Origin of the sequence: Streptomyces sp. RLB3-17 (assembly GCF_007113425.2) — a bacterium.
Lineage (GTDB): Bacteria > Actinomycetota > Actinomycetes > Streptomycetales > Streptomycetaceae > Streptomyces > Streptomyces mirabilis_D.
In genome coordinates this window covers 3,750,567-3,771,955 of the sequence record NZ_CP041610.2, presented here as the reverse complement: position 1 = coordinate 3,771,955, position 21,389 = coordinate 3,750,567, and the positions used below count along the sequence as shown (strand labels likewise).

Sequence of the window (21,389 nt, the reverse complement as noted above, 5' to 3'; positions counted from 1 at the left end):
ATCCTCATGCGACGCTCACCGCCGTCCCGCGCGCCATCGGTCCGAACAGCAGCGTCGCGACCGGCGGTACCTCGTCGGCGGGCACGCCCATGACGGGCGCGACGAGCGAGCCGACTGCGCGCTGCTCGGCCCGGGTGGCGGAGACGCCGCCCGGGCGGGACGAACCGCCCTTCGCCGAACCGTCGTTGAGGTGGACCCCGGGCGCGGGCACCGGCGGATGGGGCAGGTCGCGGCAGTTGGGCCCCGACCGATCGTCGTAGCGCGGATACTCGCCGGGTTCGTACGCCCCCTGCGGGCGGACGACTTCGAGCGTGATGTGCATCTTGCCGCCCCGGAAAGCCTGCTCGGATGCCTGCTCCTCGCGCACCAGGCCGGCGAAGAGGCAGGGGTACTCGGGCGAGTAGCGGGCGAAGAGGTCGAGCGTGGGGCGGGAGACCCGGCCCAGGGTGATCAGCCGGTCGCCGTTCGCGTCGAGGAAGTCGTTCGCGGTGCCCGCGGCAGTGGCCGTCGTGGTGAGCGCGGACGCGAGCCGGTCCCGCTGATCGACCAGGGTACGGCTGGTGGTGACGGTGTTGCGCAGGATCTCCATCAGGTCGGGAGCCGCGTCGCCGTACACCTGGGCGACATCGGCCAAGCGGGCGAAGTCCTCGGTGAGGGACGGCAGGTGCGGATTGAGCCGGTGCAGATAGTCCTCCACGCGCGTGAGGTTGTCGCCGATCCGGTCGCCGCGCCCCTCGAGGGCGGTGGCGAACGCGGAGAGCGTGGCGTTGAGCTTGCCGGGCTGCACGGTCCGCAGCAGCGGCAGGAGGTCGTTCATCAGCTGCTGGAGCTCGATGCCGACGCGGGTGCGGTCCTGGGTGATGACGTCCCCCGCGCGGATGGGCCTGGCCGAGGAGCGGGCGGGCGCGACCAGGTCGACGTACTTCTCGCCGAACAGGGTCTTGGGCAGCAGGCGTGCGTGCACGTCGGACGGGATGGACGCGACGTACTCCGGCTTGAGCGCGATGTCGAGCGTCGCCTTCGTCCCGTCGGCGTGGACCGCGCGCACCTCGCCGACCAGCAGCCCGCGCAGCTTGACGTCGGCGCGGGGATCGAGCTGGTTGCCGATGCTGTCGGCCTCCAGCTCGATCCGTACGGCCGGGGTGAACACCTGTTGGTACACGGCGACGGACAGGGAAAGCAGCAGCGCGAGCACGGCGAGGAACACCACGCCGTACAACCGCAGTCTCAGCACTCTCATACGGCTCACCCCGCAATCCGTACGGTCGTGCTGGCGCCCCAGATCGCGAGCGACAGGAAGAAGTCCAGGACGTTGATCGCGACGATCGAGGTGCGCACGGCGCGGCCCACGGCGACGCCGACGCCCGCCGGGCCGCCGCTCGCGTAGTAGCCGTAGAAGCAGTGCACCAGGATGATCAGGACGGCGAAGACGAGCACCTTCCCGAAGGACCACAGCACGTCGACCGGCGGCAGGTACTGCTGGAAGTAGTGGTCGTAGGTGCCCGCCGACTGCCCGTAGTAGCCGGTGGTGATGGTGCGGGCGGCAAAGTACGAGGACAGCAGCCCGACCACGTACAGCGGGATCACCGCGACGAAACCGGCGATCATCCGGGTGGTCACCAGGAACGGCAGCGAGGGCACGCCCATGACTTCCAGGGCGTCCGTCTCCTCGCTGATCCGCATCGCGCCCAGCTGCGCCGTGAACCCGGCGCCCACCGTCGCGGACAGCGCGAGCCCCGCCACCAGTGGCGCGATCTCCCGGGTGTTGAAGTACGCCGAGAGGAACGCCACGAAGTTCGAGGTGCCGAGCTGGTTGAGCGCGGCGTAGCCCTGGAGGCCCACCTCCGTGCCGGTGAAGAACGACAGGAAGGCGATGACGCCGACCGTGCCGCCGACGACGGCGAGGGCGCCGCGTCCGAAGCTCACCTCGGCGAGCAGCCGCAGGATCTCCTTCTTGTAGCGGCGTACGGTGCGGCCCGTCCACGCCAACGAGCGGCCGTAGAAGGACAGCTGGCTGCCCAGTTCCTCCAGACGATTCAGCAGCGCCACGACTCAGCCCCTCTGCGGAACGACTTGGAAGTACACGGCGGTCATCACGAAGTTCGTCACGAACAGCAACATGAAGGTGATCACCACCGACTGGTTCACCGCGTCGCCCACGCCCTTCGGGCCGCCCTTCGCGTTGAGTCCCTTGTACGAGGCGACGATCGCGGCGATCGCGCCGAACACCAGCGCCTTGATCTCGGCCGCCCACAGGTCGGAGAGCTGGGCGAGCGTGGTGAAGGAGGCGAGATACGCGCCCGGCGTGCCGTTCTGCAGGACGACGTTGAAGAAGTAGCCGCCCGCGACGCCCACCACCGACACCAGGCCGTTGAGCAGCACCGCCACCACCATCGACGCCAGGACCCGCGGGACGACCAGCCGATGGATGGGATCGATGCCCAGCACCTGCATCGCGTCGATCTCCTCGCGGATCTTCCGCGCCCCGAGATCCGCGCAGATCGCCGTACCGCCGGCGCCCGCGATCAGCAGCGCGGTGACGATCGGCGAGGCCTCCCGCAGCACCGCGAGGACCGAGGCCGCCCCGGAGAAGGACTGGGCGCCGAGCTGCCGGGTCAGGCTGCCGATCTGCAGCGCGATGACCGCGCCGAAGGGGATGGACACCAGGGCCGTCGGCAGGATGGTGACGCTCGCGACGAACCAGGCCTGCTGGATGAACTCCCGTGCCTGAAACGGCCGTCGGGGCATGGTCCGGACGACGTCCAGCGCCATCGCGAAGAGGTTCCCCGAGTGCCTCAGCGCCCCGGTGGGTGACAGTCTCATGCGCCGGTCACCGCCTTCCGGTGCAGCTCGGCCTCGCGTCTCGCGATCGCCTCCCAGCGGGCCGGACGGGCGATGCCGGGGCCCGGCATCAGGCGTGGCGTCATGTCGTTGCCGACGTGGCGGGGTTTCCGGTCCGCGTCGGCGAGCCGCGCCAGCTCCTGCTCGACCTGCGCGGCGTCCTTCTCCTCCGCCATCCCGATCGGCCCCTGCATCCGGCCGTTCAGGAACTGCCGTACGACAGGCTCGTCGCTGGTCAGCAGCTCCTCGCGGGGCCCGAACATGACCAGCTCACGGCGGAACAACAGCCCGATGTTGTCCGGCACCTGGCGGGCCGAGGCGATGTCGTGCGTGACGATCAGGAAGGTCGCGTTGATCTGCGCGTTGAGGTCGACGATGAGTTGGTTGAGGTACGCGACGCGCACCGGGTCGAGGCCCGAGTCCGGTTCGTCGAACAGGATGATCTCCGGATCGAGGACCAACGCTCGTGCCAGCCCGGCCCGTTTGCGCATCCCACCGGAGATCTCGCCGGGCAGCTTCCCCTCCGAACCGATCAGCCCGACCATGTCCATCTTCTCCAGCACGATGCGCCGGATCTGGCTCTCGGACCTGCGGGTGTGCTCGCGCAGCGGGAAAGCGATGTTGTCGTACAGGTTCATCGAGCCGAACAGCGCGCCGTCCTGGAACAACACCCCGAACAGCTTCCGCACCTCGTACAGCTCGTGCTCGCGCAGCTTGGTGACGTCCCGGCCCGCGACCTTCACGGAACCCCGGTCCGGCTTCAGCAGTCCGACGAGCGTCTTGAGGAACACCGACTTGCCCGTGCCCGAGGGGCCGAGCATGACCGAGACCTCCCCGGCGGGCAACGTCAGCGAGACGTCCTGCCAGATGACCTGGTGACCGAAGGACTTGGTCAGCCCTTCCACACAGATCTCGACACCCATCCGGTCCACCCTTCGGCCGTGGAGCAGCTCCGACATCTGCTCTACGGGGAGGGGCCTGGCGTCCGTCGCGACGGGGGCGGATTTTTTTCGGGGGTCTTGCGGCCGGGTTTCCGGCGGCTCGACGGCCGCGCGTTTTCCGCTGGTTCTACGGCAGTCCTTTTCCGGCGGTTCTGCGGCAGCTTTCCGGCGGTTCTACGGCAGCGCGGTCGGGGTCGGTACGTCGACCGGGGCCGAGGACGTGGCGGGAGCCCCCGGGAGGGCCGGAGGCGTCGTCGGGACCGTGGACGTGGCCGGCAGATCGGGGAGGCCGGGCACGCTTGGCAGGTCGGACACGCCGGGGACATCGGGGACGGACGGCACGGGTGACAGCGAGGCGTCCGGCAGCGGTGGCACCGACAGAGGCAGCAACGACCGGACGTCATCGCCGGGCGGCATCGTCGGCGTCGCCGCGTGGGACGCCGAGGCGGACGACAGATCACGGGCGTTCGGGGCGGCCACCCGGCCGACGCCGTCGGGCCGGACGGTCTGCTTGGTCGCCTGGGCCATGCGCGACACGGAGGGTCGGGGAGCCGTGCCCTGCCTGTCCCCGTCGTGGACGTACGGCAACACGAACCCCGCCACCACCAGGGTCGCGGCCGTCGAGGTCACCGCCACGGCCTGCGCGTGCCCGCCCGCGCGTAGCTTGCCGCGCTCCCACAGGAACAGGGCGAGGCTCAGCGTTCCGGCCAGCGAGTTGCGCAGCGTGCGCCGGGCCCGGGCGAGCAGCGACTCGACGGTGCGATAGCTCAGCCCCATGCGCACGGCGACCTGTCCGACGTCGAGGCCCTCGGACTTCAGCCGGAGCGCCTCGGCCTGGCGCCCGGGCAGCTCCCCGCTCCGCACGGCCAGCCACTTGGCCTCGGCCCGGTCGCACACCGCCTCCTCGACGGGCACCGGACCCGGCGCGGCGAGCGTCGGGCTGCGGTGTACCTCGGCCTCACGGTTGACCTGGCGATACCGATCGACGCACAGCCGCATGGTCACGGTCGTCAGCCAGCCGCCGAGGCGCTCGTCGTCCAGGTCGGGGCGCTCCGCGGCGCGCAGCATGGCCTCGTGCACCGCGTCCTCGGCGTCCTCCGGGCTCATCGACCTGCGCCGGGCCACCTTGAGCAGTTGCTCGCGGTGGCTCCACATGCGCTGCCAACGGTCGTGGGCCGCCTGTATTTCCGCAGGCATGTCCGGCATGTCCGTCGCCATGAGGGCCCCTTTGCGCTCACCCGCCGGTCCTGTGCCGTCCGGCGGGTGGTGACATTACCGCCCGGTAGTCGCGGTTGTGGAGGGGGCGGAGGTCGTCGAGTCCCCGCTGTTACTGGTCAGCGGACCGCCGCTGGGCAGCAGGTCGTCGCCGGGCAGTTCGATGTCCGTGCCGGGCGTGGGGAGTTGGGGCTTCTCCGTCGGGGTGGCCCCGCCTGCCGGACGGGACGTGACGGGGGTCGGCGAGGGACGTGCGGACGGTGTCGGGGAGGGGGCGGCGCTCGGACGGGCGGACGGTGTCGGCGAGGGCTTCGGCGTGGACGGCGGCCGCGACGGCTCCGGGTGCGCCGAGGACTTCGCGGGGCTGTCCGGCGCGACCCGGTACCCCTCCAGGAAGTACGCGTACCAGGCCCTGACGGTGCGCAGATACGCCTCCGAGTGGTTGTAGCCGAGGATCGCCCGGTCCAGCTCGGCCGGGTCGGAGAGGTCTCGTCCGCCCGCACACAGGTAGCGCCCGGCGGCGAGCGCCGCGTCGAAGACGTTCTCCGGGTCGGCCCGCCCGTCGCCGTTGCCGTCCGTGCCCCAGCGGGCCCAGGTCGACGGGATGAACTGCATCGGTCCGACCGCCCGGTCGTAGGCCGCGTCCCCGTCGTACGCGCCGCCGTCGGTGTCCCGCACGACGGCGAAGGCGCCGCCGTCCAGCCGCGGCCCGAGGATGGGCGCCACGGTCGTACCGTCCGCCGTCACCCGACCGCCGCGCGCCTGCCCGGACTCCACCTGGCCGATCGCGGCCAGCAACTGCCACCGCAGCCGGCAGCCGGGCGCGGTGCGTGCGAGTTCCGCCTCGGCGTGCCGGTAGGCGGCGAAGACGCTCGCCGGCAGCGCGGCGTCCGCCACCGACGCCTCGCCCTTGCCTTCCCGGGCCCGCAGCGGCGGGAGGTCGGTGCGGTACCGGGTGTCGCCCGACACGCTCGGCCCCTGCTCGGCGGGCGCCTGTCGCGGGGGTACGGAGTCCCGTGCCGGGACCGCCCCCGGCGCCTGTGACGCGGTCAGCGCCGCCATGGCCGCCGCCGCGACCGCCGCACTCCTGGCGCCTCTGACTCTGTGCCCTGCCACGTCGCGTTCCCCTCGCTGTGAGCTGATGTCGTCTGCTCTACGGGGCGGGGCGGCGGGTCCGTCGCACGGAGCGGGGCGATTTCGGGAAACGAGGTCCGCACCCGCCTCCGTCAAGATCTCCCCGAGCGGCCGGGGCGGTGCGGTCTTGAGGACCCGGCGGACGCGGGGGTGCCGACGCGAGGGCTTCGCGGTGCCAGGCCAGTGTTTGCACGGCCCGGCCAAGGGCGTGACCCCTGAAGGGAAGCCGCGTACCAGGCCGCTCGGGGAACATTGGCCCGACGGCCCCCGGGGCGCCGTCAGCCCGAGGTGCCCCGGCCGGCCTCCCGGCCCCCCGCCGCCCACGACGCAAGGAACCGCAGGCCCTCCTCGGTGGGGGTGTCGGGGGTGGCGGTCCAGATGATGAGTTGTTGGTCGGGGTCGGTGCCGGCGGTGAGGGTGTCCCAATCGAGGACGAGGGTGCCGGCGATCGGATGGTTGAGGGTCTTGGTGCCGGTGGTGCGCGCGGCCACGTGGTGGGCGGACCACCAGCGGCGGAAGTCGGGGTCCTGCTCGGAGAGGTCGTTCACGAGAGTGGTGAGGCGGGGGGAGCCGGCGTTGTGGGCGGCCTCCATGCGGAGTTGGGCGACCGTCGTGCGGGCCGTGGTCTCCCAGTCCGCGTACAGCTCGCGCATGGCCGGGGAGAAGACCATCCGGGCGTAGTTGCGTTCCTCCGCCGGGAGCTGGGCGAAGTCGCCCACCAGGGCTGCGGCCAAGGGGTTCCACGCCAGTACGTCCATCTGGCGGCCCAGGACCATGGCGGGGAGGGAGGCGAGGTCGTCGAGCAGTCGCCGCAAATGTGGGTGGACCTTCTGCATGCCTTGCGGGCGTGGGCGTGCGGGTTCCTTGCCGGCGAGTTCGAAGACGTATGCGCGCTGGTCCTCGTCCAGGTCCAGGACGCGGGTGATGGCGTCCAGGACGGGCTCGGACGCCTGGACGCGGCCCTGTTCCAGGCGGGTGTAGTAGTCGGTGCTGATCGCGGCCAGCGTAGCCACCTCCTCCCGGCGCAGGCCCGGCACCCGCCGGACGGTCCCGCCGGGCAGCCCCACGGAACGGGGGGTGAGCTCCGCGCGCCGGGCCCTGAGGAATTCGCCCAGTTCGGTGGATGCGTTGCGCGTCATGGCCCCTATTTTCGCAACTCTCGCAGGAACCCGGGTGGTGACTCCGTAGGGGGCTTCAGGCGTGGTGTTCGGCCAGTGCGTGTGCTGCCGTGGTCAGGAAGTCGTTCACGTGTCCGTCGCGGCGGGCTTCGAGTACGGCGAGGCAGATCTCGGTCGGTGGGACGTCGGTCACCGGCCGGTGTACCAGGTCGGGGCGCGAGTAGGAGCGCGCGATGCTGCGCGGTAGCAGCGCGATGCCCTGCCCGACCGCGACCAGTTCGAGTTTCTCCTCCACCGTCGCGGTGCGGCGCGCCTGGAAGTCCAGGATCGTCTCGCCGTCGAGGGCGGCCAGGGTCAGCCGGCGGCGGGACGCCAGGGGGTGGGTGGTGGGGAGGCACACGACCTTCGGTTCGCTGCCCACCGGGATGGTGTGGATCCCCTCCGCGTCGAAGGGGTGGCGCAGGAAGCCGACATCGGCCCGGCCGTCCCGGAGCGCCTCGCCCTTCTCGTACCAGTTCAGGTGGAGCAGTTCGATCTCGATGTCGGGGTGGGTCCGGGTGAACGCGCGGACCGCGGGGGAGACGCTCAGGCCGGGGGCGAAGCCGACGACCAGACGGGCGGTGCGGGCGGCGCCGTGCACCCGGCGGGTGGCGGCCTGCGCGGCGGCGAGTACGCCCGGCGCGTCTTCGTAGAGTTGCCGGCCGGCCGGGGTCAGACGCACGCTGCGGGTCGTGCGCACCAGCAGCGCGCAGCCCAACTCCTCTTCCAGCGCGCGGATCTGACGGCTCAGCACGGGCTGTGCGATGTGCAGTTGCCGGGCGGCGCGGCCGAAGTGCTCGTGCTGCGCGACGGCCGTGAAGTACCGCAGTTTGCGCAGGTCCAGATCCATGCCCTGAGGGTATCAATGTGCCCGAAGAGGTATTGGACGCGTGATGTGCCGCGAGCGCAGAGTGACCGGGTGTGGTGTTCGGGCAGCCCGTTCGCCGTTCCCCAGGAGGTTCCTTTCGTGATCGTCATTACTGCGCCCACCGGGCAGATCGGCCGCCAGGTCCTCGACATCGTCCTGGACGACGTTCTCGATGGAGGGGAGTCGGTTCGGGTGATCGTGCGCGATCCCTCCCGGCTCTCCCCGGAGGTGCGTGAGCGGGTCGAGGTCGTGGTCGGCTCGCACGGCGACCCCGATGTCGTCGACGCGGCGTTCGCCGGTGCGGACAGCGTCTTTTGGCTGGCGCCGCCGAATCCGCGGGCCGCGCGGGTCGAGGACGTCTATGTGGACTTCAGCAGGCCCGCGTGCGAGGCCTTCAAGAGGCGGCGGGTTCGGCGGGTCGTGGGGATCTCGGCCCTGGGGCGCGGGGTGCCCGGCGATGCTGGGCTGGTGTCGGCGTCCCTGGCGATGGACGACCTGATCGCGGGTACGGGGGTGGGCTATCGGGCGCTGACTTTGCCCTCGTTCATGGACAACATGCTGCGCCAGGTCGAGGCCATCAAGAGCCAGGGCATGTTCTTCCAGCCGGTCAGCGGGGACCTCAAGGCGCCGACCTGTGCCACTCGCGACATCGCCGCCGTGGCCGCCGGGCTGCTGCTCGACCACTCCTGGAGCGGGCAGGGCGAGGTGCCGGTGCTCGGGCCCGAGGACCTGTCCTTCGAGGACATGGCGCGGATCATGTCCGAGGTGCTGGGGAAGCCGGTGCGGTTCCAGTACGTCGCCGTCGAGTCGTTCAAGGACACGTTGACGCGGCGGGGGATGTCCGAGGCGATGGCGCAGGGCATGGCGGACATGGCGACGGCCAAGGACCGTGGCCTCGACAACGCCGAGCCTCGCACCCCGGAGGCCACCACCCCCACCACGTTCCGGCAGTGGTGCGAGGAGATCCTCAAGCCGGCCGTTCTCGCCTGACGGCCGCGACGCGCGAGGGCCGCGACGCACGAGGGCCGTAACGCACGAGAGCCGTAACGCGCGAGAGCCGGACGGCGGCCCCGGGTCTTCGGGCGCGCCGACCGGCCCTGCCGCGTCCGGCGGTCAGGCCTCGCGTACCTCCTCCAGGCGTACGGGACGGTGCTCGGCCAGTGAAAGGGCGCAGGCCTCGGCGATCCAGCCGGCCTCGATGGCATCGGCGACCGTGCACGGCGAGGTGGCGCGGCCCGCGACGACCTCCGTGAAGGCGGTGAGTTCGGCGCGGTAGGCGGGGGCGAACCGGTCCATGAAGAAGTCGTGCGGCGGACCCGCCGGGAAGGTGGCGCCCGGCTCTACGGAACGCAGCGGCAGCTTGTCCTCCAGGCCCACGGCGATGCTGTCGCGCATGCCGTGCAGCTCCAGGCGGACGTCGTAACCCCGCGCGTTGTGGCGGGAGTTGGAGACCAGGGCGATGGTGCCGTCATCGAGGGTGAGGATCGCGGACGCGGTGTCGACGTCACCCGCCTCGGCGATGTACTCGGCACCCCGGTTGCCACCGGCCGCGTACACCTCGACCACCTCGCGGCCCGTGACCCAGCGCACGATGTCGAAGTCGTGCACGCTGCAGTCACGGAAGATGCCCCCGGAGACCGCGACGTACGCGGCGGGCGGCGGCGCCGGGTCCAGCGTGGTGGACCGTACGGTGTGCAGCTTGCCGAGTTCGCCGCTCACCACGGCCTTGCGGGCGGCCACACAGCCCGCGTCGAAACGCCGGTTGTAGCCGATCTGCACCTCGACACCGCTGTCCCGGACGCTTTCCAGCACGTCGAGGCTCTCCTCGACGGTCCGCGCCACCGGCTTCTCGCAGAACACCGGGATACCCGCCTTGACCGCGGCGAGGATGAGCGCGGGGTGCGCGTCGGTGGCGGCCGCGATGACGATGCCGTCGACCCCGGCGGCGAGCACCGCCTCGGGGGAGTCCACCGCCGTCGCCCCGAACCGCTCCACCGCCGCCGCGGTGGCCGCCGCCACCGGGTCGCTGACGACCAGGGTGTCCACCGCGTCGAGCCCGGCTAGGGTCGCCGCGTGGAAGGCGCCGATCCGGCCCAGTCCCAGGATGCCGATACGCATGAGATTGCTCCTAAAGCCAGTGAGGGTGTGCCCGCCGAGAGGGAGGGGCGAGAGGGGAGGGAGAGGAGGGGGAGGGGGAGGCTGGGGAGAGAGGGGGAGTCCGGCGAGGGGCGGGGGATCAGTCGAGTCCGCCGAAGACGATCTGGTCCCAGTCGATGACCGAGCCCGTGACCACGCCACTGCGGTCGGAGAGCAGGAACACGACGAAGTCGGCGATCTCGTCGACCTGGCCCAGCTTGCCCATCGGCTGGGTCTTCGCCGCCTTCTCCCGCCAGTCGTCGCCCGCGCCGTGGAAGGCGCGCTGGATCTCCTCCTCGCCCTCGGTGTCCGTCCAGCCGATGTTGAGGCCGTTGATCCGGACCCGGTCCCAGCGGTGCGCGTGGGCGGCGTTGCGGGTGAGGCCCATGAGCCCGGACTTGGCGGCGACGTACGGGGCGAGGAAGGACTGCCCGCCGTGGGCCGAGGACGTGATGATGTTGACGACGGTGCCCGGCGCCCCGCGGTCCACCAGATGCTGGACGGCGGCCTGCATCGCGAAGAACGGCGCCCGGAGATTGATCGCCACATGCGCGTCGAACAGTTCCGGCGTGGTGTCCAGGAGCGTGCCACGTGACGTCAGCCCCGCCGCGTTCACCAGGCAGTCGATCCGCCCGTGGGCGGCCACGACCTGCTCGACACTGCCACGCGCCTGCGCCGGGTCGGTCAGATCGGCCCGTACGAACGTGGCGCCGGTCTCAGCGGCGAACTTCTCGCCGAGCTCGGTGCGCCGCCCGGTGAAGGCGACCGTGGCGCCCTCGCGCAGCGCCGCGCGCACGATGCCCGCGCCGACGCCCTGGCTGCCGCCGTTGACGAGGACGACCTTGTCCTCGAGCAGTTGGTTCATGAGTGTGCTGCCGCCTTCCGGCGCGGAGACATTTCTGCCAGTCTCATGAGGTCGGGACCGTCAAGCAATCCGCAGAGAACCATCAAAAACCCCTCATTGATCTCCTCGATCTTGATCTCCTCGATCACGGGACGCAGCGAAGGAACCCATGGGACATCCGTATACGATCCGCGAGATCGCCCGGCAGGCCGGCCTGAGCGAGGCGACGGTCGACCGGGTCCTCAACCAACGCGGCGGCGTGCGCGAGAGCACGGCGCGGGAGGTGCAGCAGGCCATCAAGGACCTGGACCGGCAGCGCACCCAGGTCCGCATCGGCGGCCGCACCTTCATGATCGACATCGTGATGCAGACCCCGGAGCGGTTCTCCTCGGCGGTACGCGACGCCCTGGAGGCCGAACTGCCGTCCCTGCACCCGGCGATCGTCCGCTCACGGTTCCACTTCCGCGAGACGGACCCCGCGGCGGAGCTGGTGAAGGACCTCGACAGGATCGCCGCGCGCGGTTCTCAGGGTGTGATCCTCAAGGCCCCGGAGGTCCCCGAGGTCACCGCCGCGGTCGGCCGGCTGGTGGCGGCCGGCATCCCGGTGGTCACGCTGGTGACGGATCTGCCCAGCAGCCCGCGGCTGGCGTACGTCGGGATCGACAACCGGGCCGCCGGAGCCACCGCCGCCTATCTGATACGCCAGTGGCTCGCCGACCGTCCGGGGCATGTGCTCGTCACGATCAGCCGGGGGTCCTTCCGCAACGAGGAGGAGCGCGAGATGGGTTTCCGCAGCGGGATGCGCGGCGGCGGGCCCCTGCGCCGACTGGTCGAGGTCACGGACAGCGACGGGCTGGACTCCACCCAGCGGGCCCTGGTCCTGGCGGCTCTGGAGCGGGATCCGGAGATCAACGCCGTCTACTCCATCGGCGGCGGCAACACCGCGACCATCGACGCCTTCGCGTCGCTCGGCCGGGGAGTGCTGGCCTTCGTCGCGCACGACCTGGACCACGACAACACCCGGCTGCTGGCGGAGGGGAAACTGTCCGCGGTGCTCCACCACGACCTGCGCCAGGACATGCGGCGCGCCTGCCAGACCATCATGCGGGCCCAGCAGGCGCTGCCGGACGAGGGCCCGTTCCTGCCGTCGGCGATCCAGGTGGTGACGCCGTACAACATGCCGCCGTACAACGTGCCGCCGGTGTGAGAATCCCGTAGCCGCGGGGCGACAGGCGGGCGTCTACGCGGGCGGGCCCAACGGCTGTCCCGCGGGGCCGCTCTCCCGCGCGTGCGCCGCGCCGCCGATGTCCGTGCCCGCCCAGGACAGCGCCGTCCAGCCCTCCTCGGGGGAGCCCTCCAGGATCACGATGTCGGTGTTGTCCAGCCGGTGTTCGGTCGCGAAGGACATGTCGACGTTGTGCGCCCGAGCCGCCGTCCACACCCGGATCGCGGCGCCGTGGCTGACCATGGCGACACTGCCCACGCCGGTCGCCGCGGCCTCCGTGACCACCGCGTCGAACCGGCCCAGTGCCTCGATGCCGTTCTCGCCGCCCGGCATCCGCAGCGCGGTGTCCCCGGCCACCCAGGCGAACGCCGTCGTGAAGTACGTCCTGGCCGCCTCGGTGTCGCCGCGCATCATCTCCAGGTCCCCGGCCTCCAGCTCACGGATGCCGTCGCGTACGACCACCTCGAGGCCGCGGGCGGCCGCCAGCGGGGCGGCCGTCAGCTGGGTACGGGTCAGCGTGGAGACGTACAGCAGGTCGATGTCCACGTCCGCGAGCGTCTGGGGCAGCGCGGCGGCCTGCTTCTCACCGAGGTCGGTCAGACCCGGGCCGGGGACGGCGGTGTCCAGGAGGAAGGCCACGTTGGACGGGGTCTGGCCGTGGCGGATGAGGATCAGGCGCATACGGTCACCTTCTCAGACGGCGCTACGACGGACGCGGCGGCCCGGGCGGAGGCGGCGGCTCTGGCGGACGCGGCGGCCCTGGCGGTTGGGGCCGCCCTGCGCAGCAGAGTCGCCGTGCAGGGAAGAGCAGCCCCCTGGGAAGAGCCGCCCCGCAGGGAAGAGCAGCCCCCTGGGAAGAGCCGCCCCGCAGGGAAGAGCAGCCCACAGGCCGGAGCAGCCCACAGGCCGAAGCAGCCCACAGGCCGGAGCAGCCCCGTGCCCCGGCCGCCCGCCCCCGCCTCAGCCGCCGATCGTGAACCAGGTCGCCCGGGACTTCTTCCACTCGGGGTGGGTGAGGTCCTTGGCCTCCGTGCCGTCGCCGTACAGGTCGGCGGAGCCGTCGTCGGTGATCAGCTGGGCGCGGGCGCCGGGAACCGTGAGGTCCGGGACGTCGACGACCGACTCCCAGCCGCCCGGGTCCGAGGTGGGCAGGTCGAGCCGCTTGACCGGGGCGTGCGCCGGGTCGCCGTCCCAGGAGTAGAGGGCGTACGGGTCGGAGTTGTCGTCGGCGGCCCAGGAGCCCGCGACGATCAGGTACTGGTTCGCGGCGTTCTTGCGCAGGTCGCGCACGGAGAGACCGCCGAGGTCCAGCTCGATCGGCGTCCCGAAGACAGCCGTGGCGCCGCTGCCGACCACCTTGTCCATGTTCGTGACGGGCACGAGGAGCGCCTTGCCGCCGGCGACCGCCGGGGCGAGCGGGGCGCGGAAGCCGAGGTACGCGGTCGTCGTCGACCCGGGCGCGAACTCCAGCCCCTCCACGTTGAACCCGTCGATCTGCTTGGGGACCTGGCCGTCGGCGGTGCCCGCCGCGAAGCCGTAGCGGTCGCCGTGGGCCTCGTCCCAGGCGACGAGGTCGTCGCGGAGCTTCCCGTACGAGCCGCCGTACGACAGCACGGTCGCCGCGCCCGAACCGCTGACCTTGGTGGTGAAGACGGTGTTGCGGGCGGACTTGTACGCGCCGTCCTTGTTGTTGCCCAGCGAGCCCGTCCAGTAGATCGTGTCGCCGACGCGCGCGGCACCCTCGATGTCGATCTCCTTGGAGACACCGATGTTCGAGCTGAAGTCCCAGGTCCTCACGGGCGCGCCCGAGGCCGAACGGTCGTACAGGCGCAGGGTGTTGGACTCGTCGTCCGCCACCACCGCATAGCCGCCCCCGACGTCCACGGCGGCGGAGGCGTCGCTGGACCCCGTGAAGTACCTGCTGTCCGCGGCCTGTTGGACGGCGGCCGAGGCGGCGTAGTGCAGGGTCTTGGTGGCGGTCTGGCCGTCCACGCCGGTGACCTTCACGGTCAGGTCGGTGTAGCCCCGGCCGCGCGCGGCGACGGCGACCTGGCGGGTGGCGCCGGTGCCGGTGACCGTGGCGTCGGCGGTGGTCGCCACGGAGGTCCTGCTGCTCTTGGTCACCGTGACCGTGAGCGCACCGGCGTCCGCGCCGCTCTGCGCGACCGTCACCTTCACGACCGGATCCCCGCTCGCCCCCACCGCGCCGGACAGGTAGGCCGCCGACAGCGACAGTGTCGGCGTCCCGTAACTCGCCGCTCGGGCCTGGCTTCCCAGCCCCGTGACGGCGAGCGCGAGCACCCCACTGGCAACGGCGAGCGTCCTGCGGCCACGGGGGAGAAGGTAGTCCTGCACGGGGACCCTTTCGTCGGCGTGATGTCGACGAGAAGGCTCGGCCGTCCCCACCAACTGCCGACGGCCCGCACCCGTCCACGGGGTGAACAAGTGCGGGCGCGGCTCACGGAGTTGGATCCGCCCCGAGCGAGCGCTCCGTGACGCCCGCCAGACGGTCCATGAAGACCTCGCGCGCGTCCGGCGTCAGCGTGCGCAGGGCGACCAGGGCCGTGATGACGACGTCGCAGAGCTCGGACCGCACGTCGTCCCAGGTGTGACTGGCGCCCTTGCGCGGGTTCTGGCCGGTCGCGCCGATCACCGCCTCGGCGACCTCGCCGACCTCCTCCGACAGTTTCAGGATGCGCAGCAGCAGGCCCTCCTGACCGCCGTGCGCGCGGTGGGCGTCCAGCCAGGTGCACAGACGGTCGATGGATTCCCAGACGTCGTCATCAGCCATGGGGCAAGCTTCCCGCACCGGCCGCGGGTCCCACGCCACCTGGACGGCCACGGGTGCGCCCACGCCCACCCCCTCATGGGCCTACTCCTCGAACTCTTCGAACAGGGCCTCCTGCTTGCCCTCGGCCGCCTCGCGCACCCTCTTGTTCCGGGCGCCCACCACGGCCAGCGTGGCCGCCGCCGTCACGCCGAGCGCCACGGGGACCATCCAGCCGCGGTTCACGGCGTGGCCGAGCGCGTGGTCCAGCGAGAGGCGGCCGGGGCCCGCCACCGCGAGGCCCGCCGCCGTCAGGGCCAGCGACGCCGCGTGCTCGTAGCCGCCGTTCATCGCGAAGAACCCGTTGGGCAGATGGACCGCGGCCGCGCCCACCATCGCCCCGGCCGCCGCCGCGCCCGCCGCGGGGGTCGCGAGGCCCAGCGCCAGCAGGGTGCCCCCGCCGGCCTCGGCCAGCCCCGCCGCCGTCGCGCTCGCCTTCCCGGGCAGGTAGCCCATGGCCTCCATGGCGGTCCCGGTCCCCTCCAGACCGCCCCCGCCGAACCAGCCGAACAGCTTCTGCGCCCCGTGCGCGGCCAGCACTCCGCCCGTGCCCAGACGGAGCAACAGCAGTCCCAGATCACTTCGGTCGTAACAGGTCACGGTGGCTCCCAGAGCAGACGGCCGGCGGCAACGGTCAACGGTCCCTCCCGTGTCTCCACCGTCGCACCGATGACGCGTGACCGACGTGTTCGGGGTGTCGTTCGGGTGGCGGGCGCCCGGGACCGGTGTGAAGGTGACTCCCATGACGATTCAGGTAGCGAAACTCAGCGACCCGGCCGTCCGGGCCTTCGTCACCGCTGTGAACGCCCATGACCGTGCGGCCTTCGAGGCCGTCCTCGCACCCGACGCGACGATGTCCGACGACGGTGCCGACCGTGACCTGGCCGACTGGACCGATCGGGAGATCTTCTCCTCCCGCGGCCACATGGAGGTCGACAACGAGTCGAACGGCGGCCGTGCCCTCATCGCCCGCTACAGCAACGACACTTGGGGCGAGATGAAGACGAGGTGGAGCTTCACCGTCGACGACGGCGGCAGGATCATCCGCTTCGAGACGGGCCAGGCGTAGCCGGAACCGTCCCGGGGTCTTGCCTTCGTGTGCGCTCCAACCCCTAGCGTCCGGGGGCATGGAGAGCATCGGGAACAGGACGCTGGGACGGACCGGTATCGAGGTGAGCGCCCTCGGCTTCGGCTGCTGGGCCATCGGGGGAGAGTGGGCGACGCCCGACGGGCAGCCGCTCGGCTGGGGCAAGGTCGACGACGAGGAGTCCGTACGAGCCGTCCGGCGGGCCCTCGACCTCGGCGTGACGTTCTTCGACACGGCGGACGCGTACGGGACGGGGCACAGCGAACGCGTCCTCGCGCGGGCGCTGGGCAAGCGGCGCGCGGACGTGGTCGTCGCCACCAAGTGGGGCAACGTCATCGACGAGGACCGTCGCCTGTGCACCGGCTCCGACGACTCCCCCGCGTACGTCCGCCGCGCGCTGACCGCCTCACTGCGGCGCCTCGACACCGACCATGTCGACCTCTACCAGCTGCACCTCTCCGACGCCGACCCGGAGCGGGCCGCCCGACTCCGCGACACCTGCGAGGAGTTGGTCCGGGAGGGGCTGATCCGCTCGTACGCCTGGAGCACCGACGACCCGGCGCGGGCCGCCGTGTTCGCGCGGGGCCCGCACTGCGCGGCCGTACAGCACCGTCTCAACGTCCTTCAGGACGCGCCGGAACTCCTCGCGCTCTGCGAGGAGTCGAACCTCGCGAGCATCAACCGCAGCCCGCTCGCCATGGGGCTGCTCACCGGCGGGCAGAGCGCCGGGCGGGCGCTGGAGGCCGGGGACATCCGCAGCGCGCCGCCCGCCTGGCTGCCCGGCTTCCGGCGCGACAGCGGCGCCGACCCGGACTGGCTCGCCCGGGTCGACGCCCTCAGGGACATCCTCACCAGCGGCGGCCGTACCCTCGCGCAGGGCGCCCTCGCCTGGCTGTGGGCGCGCAGCCCGCGCACGGTCCCGATCCCCGGCTTCCGCTCGGTCGCCCAGGCCGAGGAGAACGCCGGCGCGATCGCGCGAGGGCCGCTCACCGCCGCGCAGCTGGCCGAGGCCGACCGCGTGCTGGGACGGTGAGCGGCCCCGGGCCGCGCCTACTGCTGGACGTACTGCTGGGACAGGGGGCGTCGGCCCCCCTGCTCGGTCAGGGTGATCTGCCCGGCCTTGATGGTCGCGAGGCGCGGCGCCCCGCGGGCGATCGACGAGTCGTGGGTGACCATGATGAAGGTCAGCCCGTACTCGTGCCACAGCCCTTCCAGCAGACCCATGATGTCGTCGCGGGTGCCCTCGTCGAGGTTGCCGGTCGGCTCGTCCGCGAGGAGCACCTTCGGCTTCTTGACCAGCGCGCGGGCGATGGCGACACGCTGCTGCTGACCGCCCGACAGCTCGGACGGCGCGTGCGTCAGCCGCTCGCCGAGACCGACCGAACGCAGCGCCTCGGCGGCCCGCTCGCGCCGCTCCGCGGGCTTCACCCCGAGCGGTACGAGCGCGGTCTCGACGTTCTCCTGCGCGGTCAGCGTCGGGATGAGGTTGAAGGACTGGAAGATGATGCCGATCTTCTCGGCGCGCAGCCGGGTCAGCTTGGCCTCGCTGATGGAGGCGAGGTCGACGCCGTCCAGCTCGACGCTGCCGGCGGAGGGACGGTCCAGGCCGCCGATCATCTGGAGCAGGGTGGACTTGCCGCCGCCCGTGGGGCCCTGGATGACGAGCTGGTCGCCGTCCTCGATGGTGAGGTCGATGCCACGCAGCGCCTCCACCGTGTCCTTGCCCCGCGTGTAGCGCTTGGTGACGCCGGTGAGCTTGTACATGAGGTTCTCCGAAGATGAAGCAGGCGTTGAAGTGGGAGAGGAGAGAGGTGGAGAGGAGGAGGGGAGAGAAGGGGGAGAGGAGAGAGGAGGTGAGGAAGGGGTAGGGGTAGGGGTAGGGCGTGAACGGGATCGCCCGAAGGGGCTAGGCGACGCTGCGCAGCGCGTCCGCCGGGCGCATCCGCGAGGCGCGCCAGCCGCCCATCGCACCGGCGATCAGACCGCCCGCGATGGCCAGGCCCGCGGCGAGCGCGATGGTGGTCACCGAGACCGGCGCGGAGAGCGCGATCTCCATGGTGTTCTTGACCGCCTGCTGCCCGGGACCGCCACCGCCGGGGCCGCCGCCCATGCCGCCACCGCCACCACCGGTGTTGCCGAGCTCCGCGGTCAGCTTCGGGCTGATCGCCGTCACCGCGTACGCCGCGCCGAGGCCGATGGCGATGCCGAGCGCGCCGCCGATCAGACCGTTCACGATGGACTCGCCGACGACCTGCCGGGTGACCTTGCGGGAGGGCCAGCCGAGCGCCTTGAGGGTGCCGAACTCACGCACCCGGCGGGACACGGCGGAGGAGGTCAGCAGCGCCGCCACCAGGAACGCGGCCACGAGCACCGCGATGGACAGCCACTTGCCGACGCTGGTCGCCAGGTTCGAGGCGGTCGACAGGGAGCCGGAGACGGTGGAGGCGAGGTCGGCGGAGGTGGTGACCGTCGTACCCGAGATGTTCTTCTGGATGGTCGCCTTGACCGTGGTGATCTGCTTGGAGTCGGTCGCCTTGACGTAGATCGTGGTGACCTTGTTCTTCGCGTCGCCGAGCGTCTGCGCCTGCTTCAGCGGCAGGTAGACGTCGGTCGTCGACTCGCTGCTGTCCGGCGTCGCGATCCCGATGACCGTGTACTTGGTGCCGGAGATCGTGAAGGTCTTGCCGACCGTGTACTTGTTCTCCTTGGCGTACGACTTGCTGACCACCGCGACCTTCGCGTCGGTCTGCGTCGCCGTGAAGGTCTTGCCCGAGGTGATCTTCGAGGTGGCGAGCGGGCCGAGGCCCTGGTTGGTGACGTCGACGCCCGCGACGGAGTACGAGTTCACGTCGAAGGAGGCGCCGCCGCCCTGCACCTGGGGCGCTCCCGTGCTGCCGCCGCCCTGGCGGCCGCCGGGGCCGCCCTGCTGGGAGGAGCCGCTGGACCCCGAGGAGGTCGAGGACTTCGCGGTGCCCTGGGTGAAGGAGCCGTCGACCTTGGTGACGTTCAGGCTCAGCGCGCCCACCGCGCTCGCCACGCCCTTCTGCGCGGAGACCTTGGTGACCAGGGAGGAGGCCAGGGACTGTCCGCCCTGCGTCATCACGCGGTCCGAGCTCTGCTTGGTGGAGCTGCTCGACTTGGCGTTGAAGTCGAACTTCGGTCTGCCGGACGAGTTGCTCGAAGGCGCCGCCTGGGCCTTGGTCACCGTCATGTCGGTGCCGAGCCCGTACAGCGATTTCAGGACCTTGTCCTGTGCCTGCTGCATGCCGGCCGACACCGAGTTGACGGTGATGACCAGCGCGATACCGAGCGCCAGACCCATGGCGATCACCAGGGCCGCTTTCTTGCGCCGGCTCAGCTCACGCTTGAGATAGATGCCAAACATCCCGTTCCCCAAAGGTTCTTGGCGCCCGCTGTGGGCGCGGCCACAAGCTATGGAGAAACCTTTGAGCGGGGCTGAGTAAGAGATGTGTGAGAGCTGAGAAAGTAGGGTCCGGAATCAATATTCCGTAAGACAGCTGATTCCTAAGGTCCGGAGGGGCTGTTGCCAGGAAACCCCTGTTGGGTGGGGTGCTGAGGGCAGGAGTCGGCCGGACGTACGGGTGGGGGTGTTCCTTCGCCCTGCCTTTGGGTGCGCTGTGGCTTTTCTTCGGGACCCCGACGCGTGGCGACTTCGAGACCCCGGCGTACGGACCCGCGAACTTCTTTTGTACGGTCCCGGGATGCGCGATTCCTCTCCCGTCCCCCCGCGTGCCGCTCGGTTGTCCCGCCGTGCCGCCCTCGGCCTCGCCGCGGCGCTCCCGCTGGCCGCGGTCTCCCCGGCGTCGGCCGCCACGCCCGTGATCGGCGGTGAGCGGCTCGCTCGCGCCGGCGTCCAGGTGCGCGGTGCCGCGGGGCTGCCCAAGCGGCTCACGGCCCGCTCCTGGCTCGTCGCCGACCACGAGAGCGGCGAGGTGCTCGCCTCGTACCACGCGCACACGCGCCTGGCGCCCGCCTCCACGTTGAAGATGCTCTTCGCGGACACCGTGCTGAAGAACTTCGAGCGGACCGAGCGGCACCGGGTGACCGACGCCGACCTCGCCGACATCCCCGCGGGCTCCAGCATGGTCGGCGTCAAGCCCGGCATCACCTACACCGTCGAGCAGTTGTGGCTCGGCGTCTTCCTGCGCTCCGGCAACGACGCGGTGCACGTCCTCAGCCACATGAACGGGGGCGTCGCCAGGACGGTCGCCCAGATGCAGGCCAAGGCCCAGGACCTGCAGGCCCTGGACACCCATGTGGTCAGCCCCGACGGCTTCGACCACAAGGGGCAGGTGTCGTCCGCGTACGACCTGACGCTCTTCGCCCGCCACGGCCTCGCCGACGCCGACTTCCGCGCCTACTGCCACACGAAGACCGCGAACTTCCCGGCGGGCGGCAAGAAGACCTTCCAGATCCAGAACACCGACCGCCTGCTGACGGGCGCGTGGGGTGTGCCGACGTACGACGGACTCATCGGCGTGAAGAACGGCTACACCAGCAACGCCGGCAACACCTTCACCGGCGCCGCGACCCGTGGTGGGCGGACCCTCCTCGTCACCGTGATGCACCCCAAGAGCGGCGGCAGCGGCGTCTACGAGGAGACGGCCGCGCTGCTCGACTGGGGGTTCAAGGAGGGCGCGAAGGTCCAGTCCGTGGGCACCCTCGTCGATCCGCTCAGCGAGGGCGGCGCCTCCGTGGCTCCCACCGGGAAGGCGGCCAAGGCGGCGGCCGGAGCTCCCTCGACGGCCGCGGGCGACGGCGGCTCGTCGTCGTGGGGGCTGGTCGGCGGGGCCGGGGGAGCGGTCGCGCTGCTCGCGGGCGGGGCGTACGCGTGGCGCAGGCGGCGGCGTGTGGTGGGGGACGAGGCCCCGGAGGGACGCCAGGGACGTCAGGACAGTCAGGACGGTCAGGACCGTCACCAGGGCTGACCGCGGTGGCCGCTGGGGGTCGGCCGTAATTGGGGCAGCCGTTCCGAGGCCCGGAGCTCACCTCGCGGTCCCGCGCGAGGTCCGCCCCCCACCCGGGCCGCGGAACGGCTGCCACCACCCCCCTCGGTGTGGACCGTGGTCGTACCGAAGTCCTCCACTCCAAGT

Annotated in this window: 22 protein-coding genes; 5 read left to right on the top strand and 17 right to left on the bottom strand. The window is 71.5% G+C overall.

Annotated features, from left to right (window positions below; all coding sequences use genetic code 11):
- Positions 1–4: 4 nt before the first annotated feature.
- The 8 genes from FNV62_RS17435 to FNV62_RS17400 form a co-directional block, all read right to left on the bottom strand.
- A complete protein-coding gene (locus tag FNV62_RS17435) occupies positions 5–1,240 on the bottom strand; it encodes an MCE family protein (RefSeq protein WP_143601458.1) in 1,236 nt (411 codons plus the stop codon).
- A 5-nt stretch (positions 1,241–1,245) separates the two neighbouring features.
- Positions 1,246–2,049 (bottom strand): MlaE family ABC transporter permease, encoded by an 804-nt coding sequence (locus FNV62_RS17430; protein ID WP_060899958.1) that lies wholly within the window; start codon positions 2,047–2,049, stop codon positions 1,246–1,248.
- A 3-nt stretch (positions 2,050–2,052) separates the two neighbouring features.
- Entirely contained in the window at positions 2,053–2,823 is a 771-nt protein-coding gene (locus FNV62_RS17425) for an MlaE family ABC transporter permease (RefSeq protein WP_060899959.1), read from the bottom strand.
- Positions 2,820–3,764 (bottom strand): ABC transporter ATP-binding protein, encoded by a 945-nt coding sequence (locus tag FNV62_RS17420; RefSeq protein WP_144316484.1) that lies wholly within the window; start codon positions 3,762–3,764, stop codon positions 2,820–2,822. Before FNV62_RS17420 ends, FNV62_RS17425 begins: the two co-directional genes overlap by 4 nt.
- A gap of 192 nt (positions 3,765–3,956) precedes the next feature.
- Positions 3,957–5,000 (bottom strand): sigma-70 family RNA polymerase sigma factor, encoded by a 1,044-nt coding sequence (locus FNV62_RS17415; RefSeq protein WP_143607912.1) that lies wholly within the window; start codon positions 4,998–5,000, stop codon positions 3,957–3,959.
- 54 nt (positions 5,001–5,054) lie between these two features.
- Positions 5,055–6,113 carry a lytic transglycosylase domain-containing protein gene (locus FNV62_RS17410; RefSeq protein ID WP_382142728.1) on the bottom strand — a complete coding sequence of 353 codons (1,059 nt, stop codon included), beginning with the start codon at positions 6,111–6,113 and terminating at the stop codon, positions 5,055–5,057.
- Between the two features lie 296 nt (positions 6,114–6,409).
- Positions 6,410–7,270, bottom strand: coding sequence for a helix-turn-helix transcriptional regulator (locus tag FNV62_RS17405; RefSeq protein WP_144315374.1), 861 nt, complete (start codon positions 7,268–7,270; stop codon positions 6,410–6,412).
- 55 nt (positions 7,271–7,325) lie between these two features.
- Complete coding sequence (locus FNV62_RS17400) at positions 7,326–8,138, bottom strand: LysR family transcriptional regulator (protein ID WP_097284439.1); 813 nt, start codon at positions 8,136–8,138, stop codon at positions 7,326–7,328.
- 117 nt (positions 8,139–8,255) lie between these two features.
- Between FNV62_RS17400 and FNV62_RS17395 the strand changes: the two genes are divergently transcribed.
- Positions 8,256–9,146, top strand: coding sequence for an NAD(P)H-binding protein (locus FNV62_RS17395; protein ID WP_144315373.1), 891 nt, complete (start codon positions 8,256–8,258; stop codon positions 9,144–9,146).
- 123 nt (positions 9,147–9,269) lie between these two features.
- On the opposite strand, the gene FNV62_RS17390 is transcribed toward FNV62_RS17395, so the two are convergent.
- The 3 genes from FNV62_RS17390 to FNV62_RS57095 all read right to left on the bottom strand — a co-directional run bounded on the left by FNV62_RS17390 (position 9,270) and on the right by FNV62_RS57095 (position 11,285).
- Positions 9,270–10,274 carry a Gfo/Idh/MocA family oxidoreductase gene (locus FNV62_RS17390; protein WP_060897193.1) on the bottom strand — a complete coding sequence of 335 codons (1,005 nt, stop codon included), beginning with the start codon at positions 10,272–10,274 and terminating at the stop codon, positions 9,270–9,272.
- 118 nt (positions 10,275–10,392) lie between these two features.
- On the bottom strand, positions 10,393–11,157 hold the full coding sequence (locus FNV62_RS17385; protein WP_054230880.1) for an SDR family oxidoreductase: 765 nt from the start codon (positions 11,155–11,157) through the stop codon (positions 10,393–10,395).
- Positions 11,154–11,285, bottom strand: coding sequence for a hypothetical protein (locus FNV62_RS57095; protein ID WP_263985745.1), 132 nt, complete (start codon positions 11,283–11,285; stop codon positions 11,154–11,156). Before FNV62_RS57095 ends, FNV62_RS17385 begins: the two co-directional genes overlap by 4 nt.
- A 20-nt stretch (positions 11,286–11,305) precedes the next feature.
- Here FNV62_RS57095 and FNV62_RS17380 point away from each other — a divergent pair, with 20 nt between their 5' ends.
- A complete protein-coding gene (locus tag FNV62_RS17380; protein WP_144315372.1) occupies positions 11,306–12,343 on the top strand; it encodes a LacI family DNA-binding transcriptional regulator in 1,038 nt (345 codons plus the stop codon).
- Between the two features lie 33 nt (positions 12,344–12,376).
- Here the strand turns inward: FNV62_RS17380 and FNV62_RS17375 are convergent, their stop codons facing one another.
- The 4 genes from FNV62_RS17375 to FNV62_RS17360 all read right to left on the bottom strand — a co-directional run bounded on the left by FNV62_RS17375 (position 12,377) and on the right by FNV62_RS17360 (position 15,788).
- A complete protein-coding gene (locus FNV62_RS17375) occupies positions 12,377–13,042 on the bottom strand; it encodes a histidine phosphatase family protein (protein WP_144315371.1) in 666 nt (221 codons plus the stop codon).
- Between the two features lie 279 nt (positions 13,043–13,321).
- Complete coding sequence (locus tag FNV62_RS17370; RefSeq protein ID WP_143601452.1) at positions 13,322–14,716, bottom strand: hypothetical protein; 1,395 nt, start codon at positions 14,714–14,716, stop codon at positions 13,322–13,324.
- A gap of 103 nt (positions 14,717–14,819) precedes the next feature.
- On the bottom strand, positions 14,820–15,152 hold the full coding sequence (locus FNV62_RS17365; protein ID WP_097284434.1) for a MazG-like family protein: 333 nt from the start codon (positions 15,150–15,152) through the stop codon (positions 14,820–14,822).
- Between the two features lie 81 nt (positions 15,153–15,233).
- A complete protein-coding gene (locus FNV62_RS17360) occupies positions 15,234–15,788 on the bottom strand; it encodes a DoxX family protein (protein ID WP_097284433.1) in 555 nt (184 codons plus the stop codon).
- A 142-nt stretch (positions 15,789–15,930) separates the two neighbouring features.
- Between FNV62_RS17360 and FNV62_RS17355 the strand changes: the two genes are divergently transcribed.
- Positions 15,931–16,257 carry a nuclear transport factor 2 family protein gene (locus FNV62_RS17355; protein WP_054231034.1) on the top strand — a complete coding sequence of 109 codons (327 nt, stop codon included), beginning with the start codon at positions 15,931–15,933 and terminating at the stop codon, positions 16,255–16,257.
- Between the two features lie 58 nt (positions 16,258–16,315).
- A complete protein-coding gene (locus tag FNV62_RS17350; RefSeq protein WP_097284432.1) occupies positions 16,316–17,308 on the top strand; it encodes an aldo/keto reductase in 993 nt (330 codons plus the stop codon).
- A gap of 17 nt (positions 17,309–17,325) precedes the next feature.
- Here FNV62_RS17350 and FNV62_RS17345 read toward each other — a convergent pair whose 3' ends face one another.
- Positions 17,326–18,039 (bottom strand): ABC transporter ATP-binding protein, encoded by a 714-nt coding sequence (locus FNV62_RS17345; protein WP_144315370.1) that lies wholly within the window; start codon positions 18,037–18,039, stop codon positions 17,326–17,328.
- Between the two features lie 142 nt (positions 18,040–18,181).
- Positions 18,182–19,660 carry an ABC transporter permease gene (locus tag FNV62_RS17340; RefSeq protein WP_097284431.1) on the bottom strand — a complete coding sequence of 493 codons (1,479 nt, stop codon included), beginning with the start codon at positions 19,658–19,660 and terminating at the stop codon, positions 18,182–18,184.
- A gap of 337 nt (positions 19,661–19,997) precedes the next feature.
- On the opposite strand from FNV62_RS17340, the gene FNV62_RS17335 reads away from it, so the two are divergent.
- Complete coding sequence (locus FNV62_RS17335) at positions 19,998–21,224, top strand: D-alanyl-D-alanine carboxypeptidase family protein (protein ID WP_144315369.1); 1,227 nt, start codon at positions 19,998–20,000, stop codon at positions 21,222–21,224.
- Positions 21,225–21,389 lie beyond the last annotated feature (165 nt).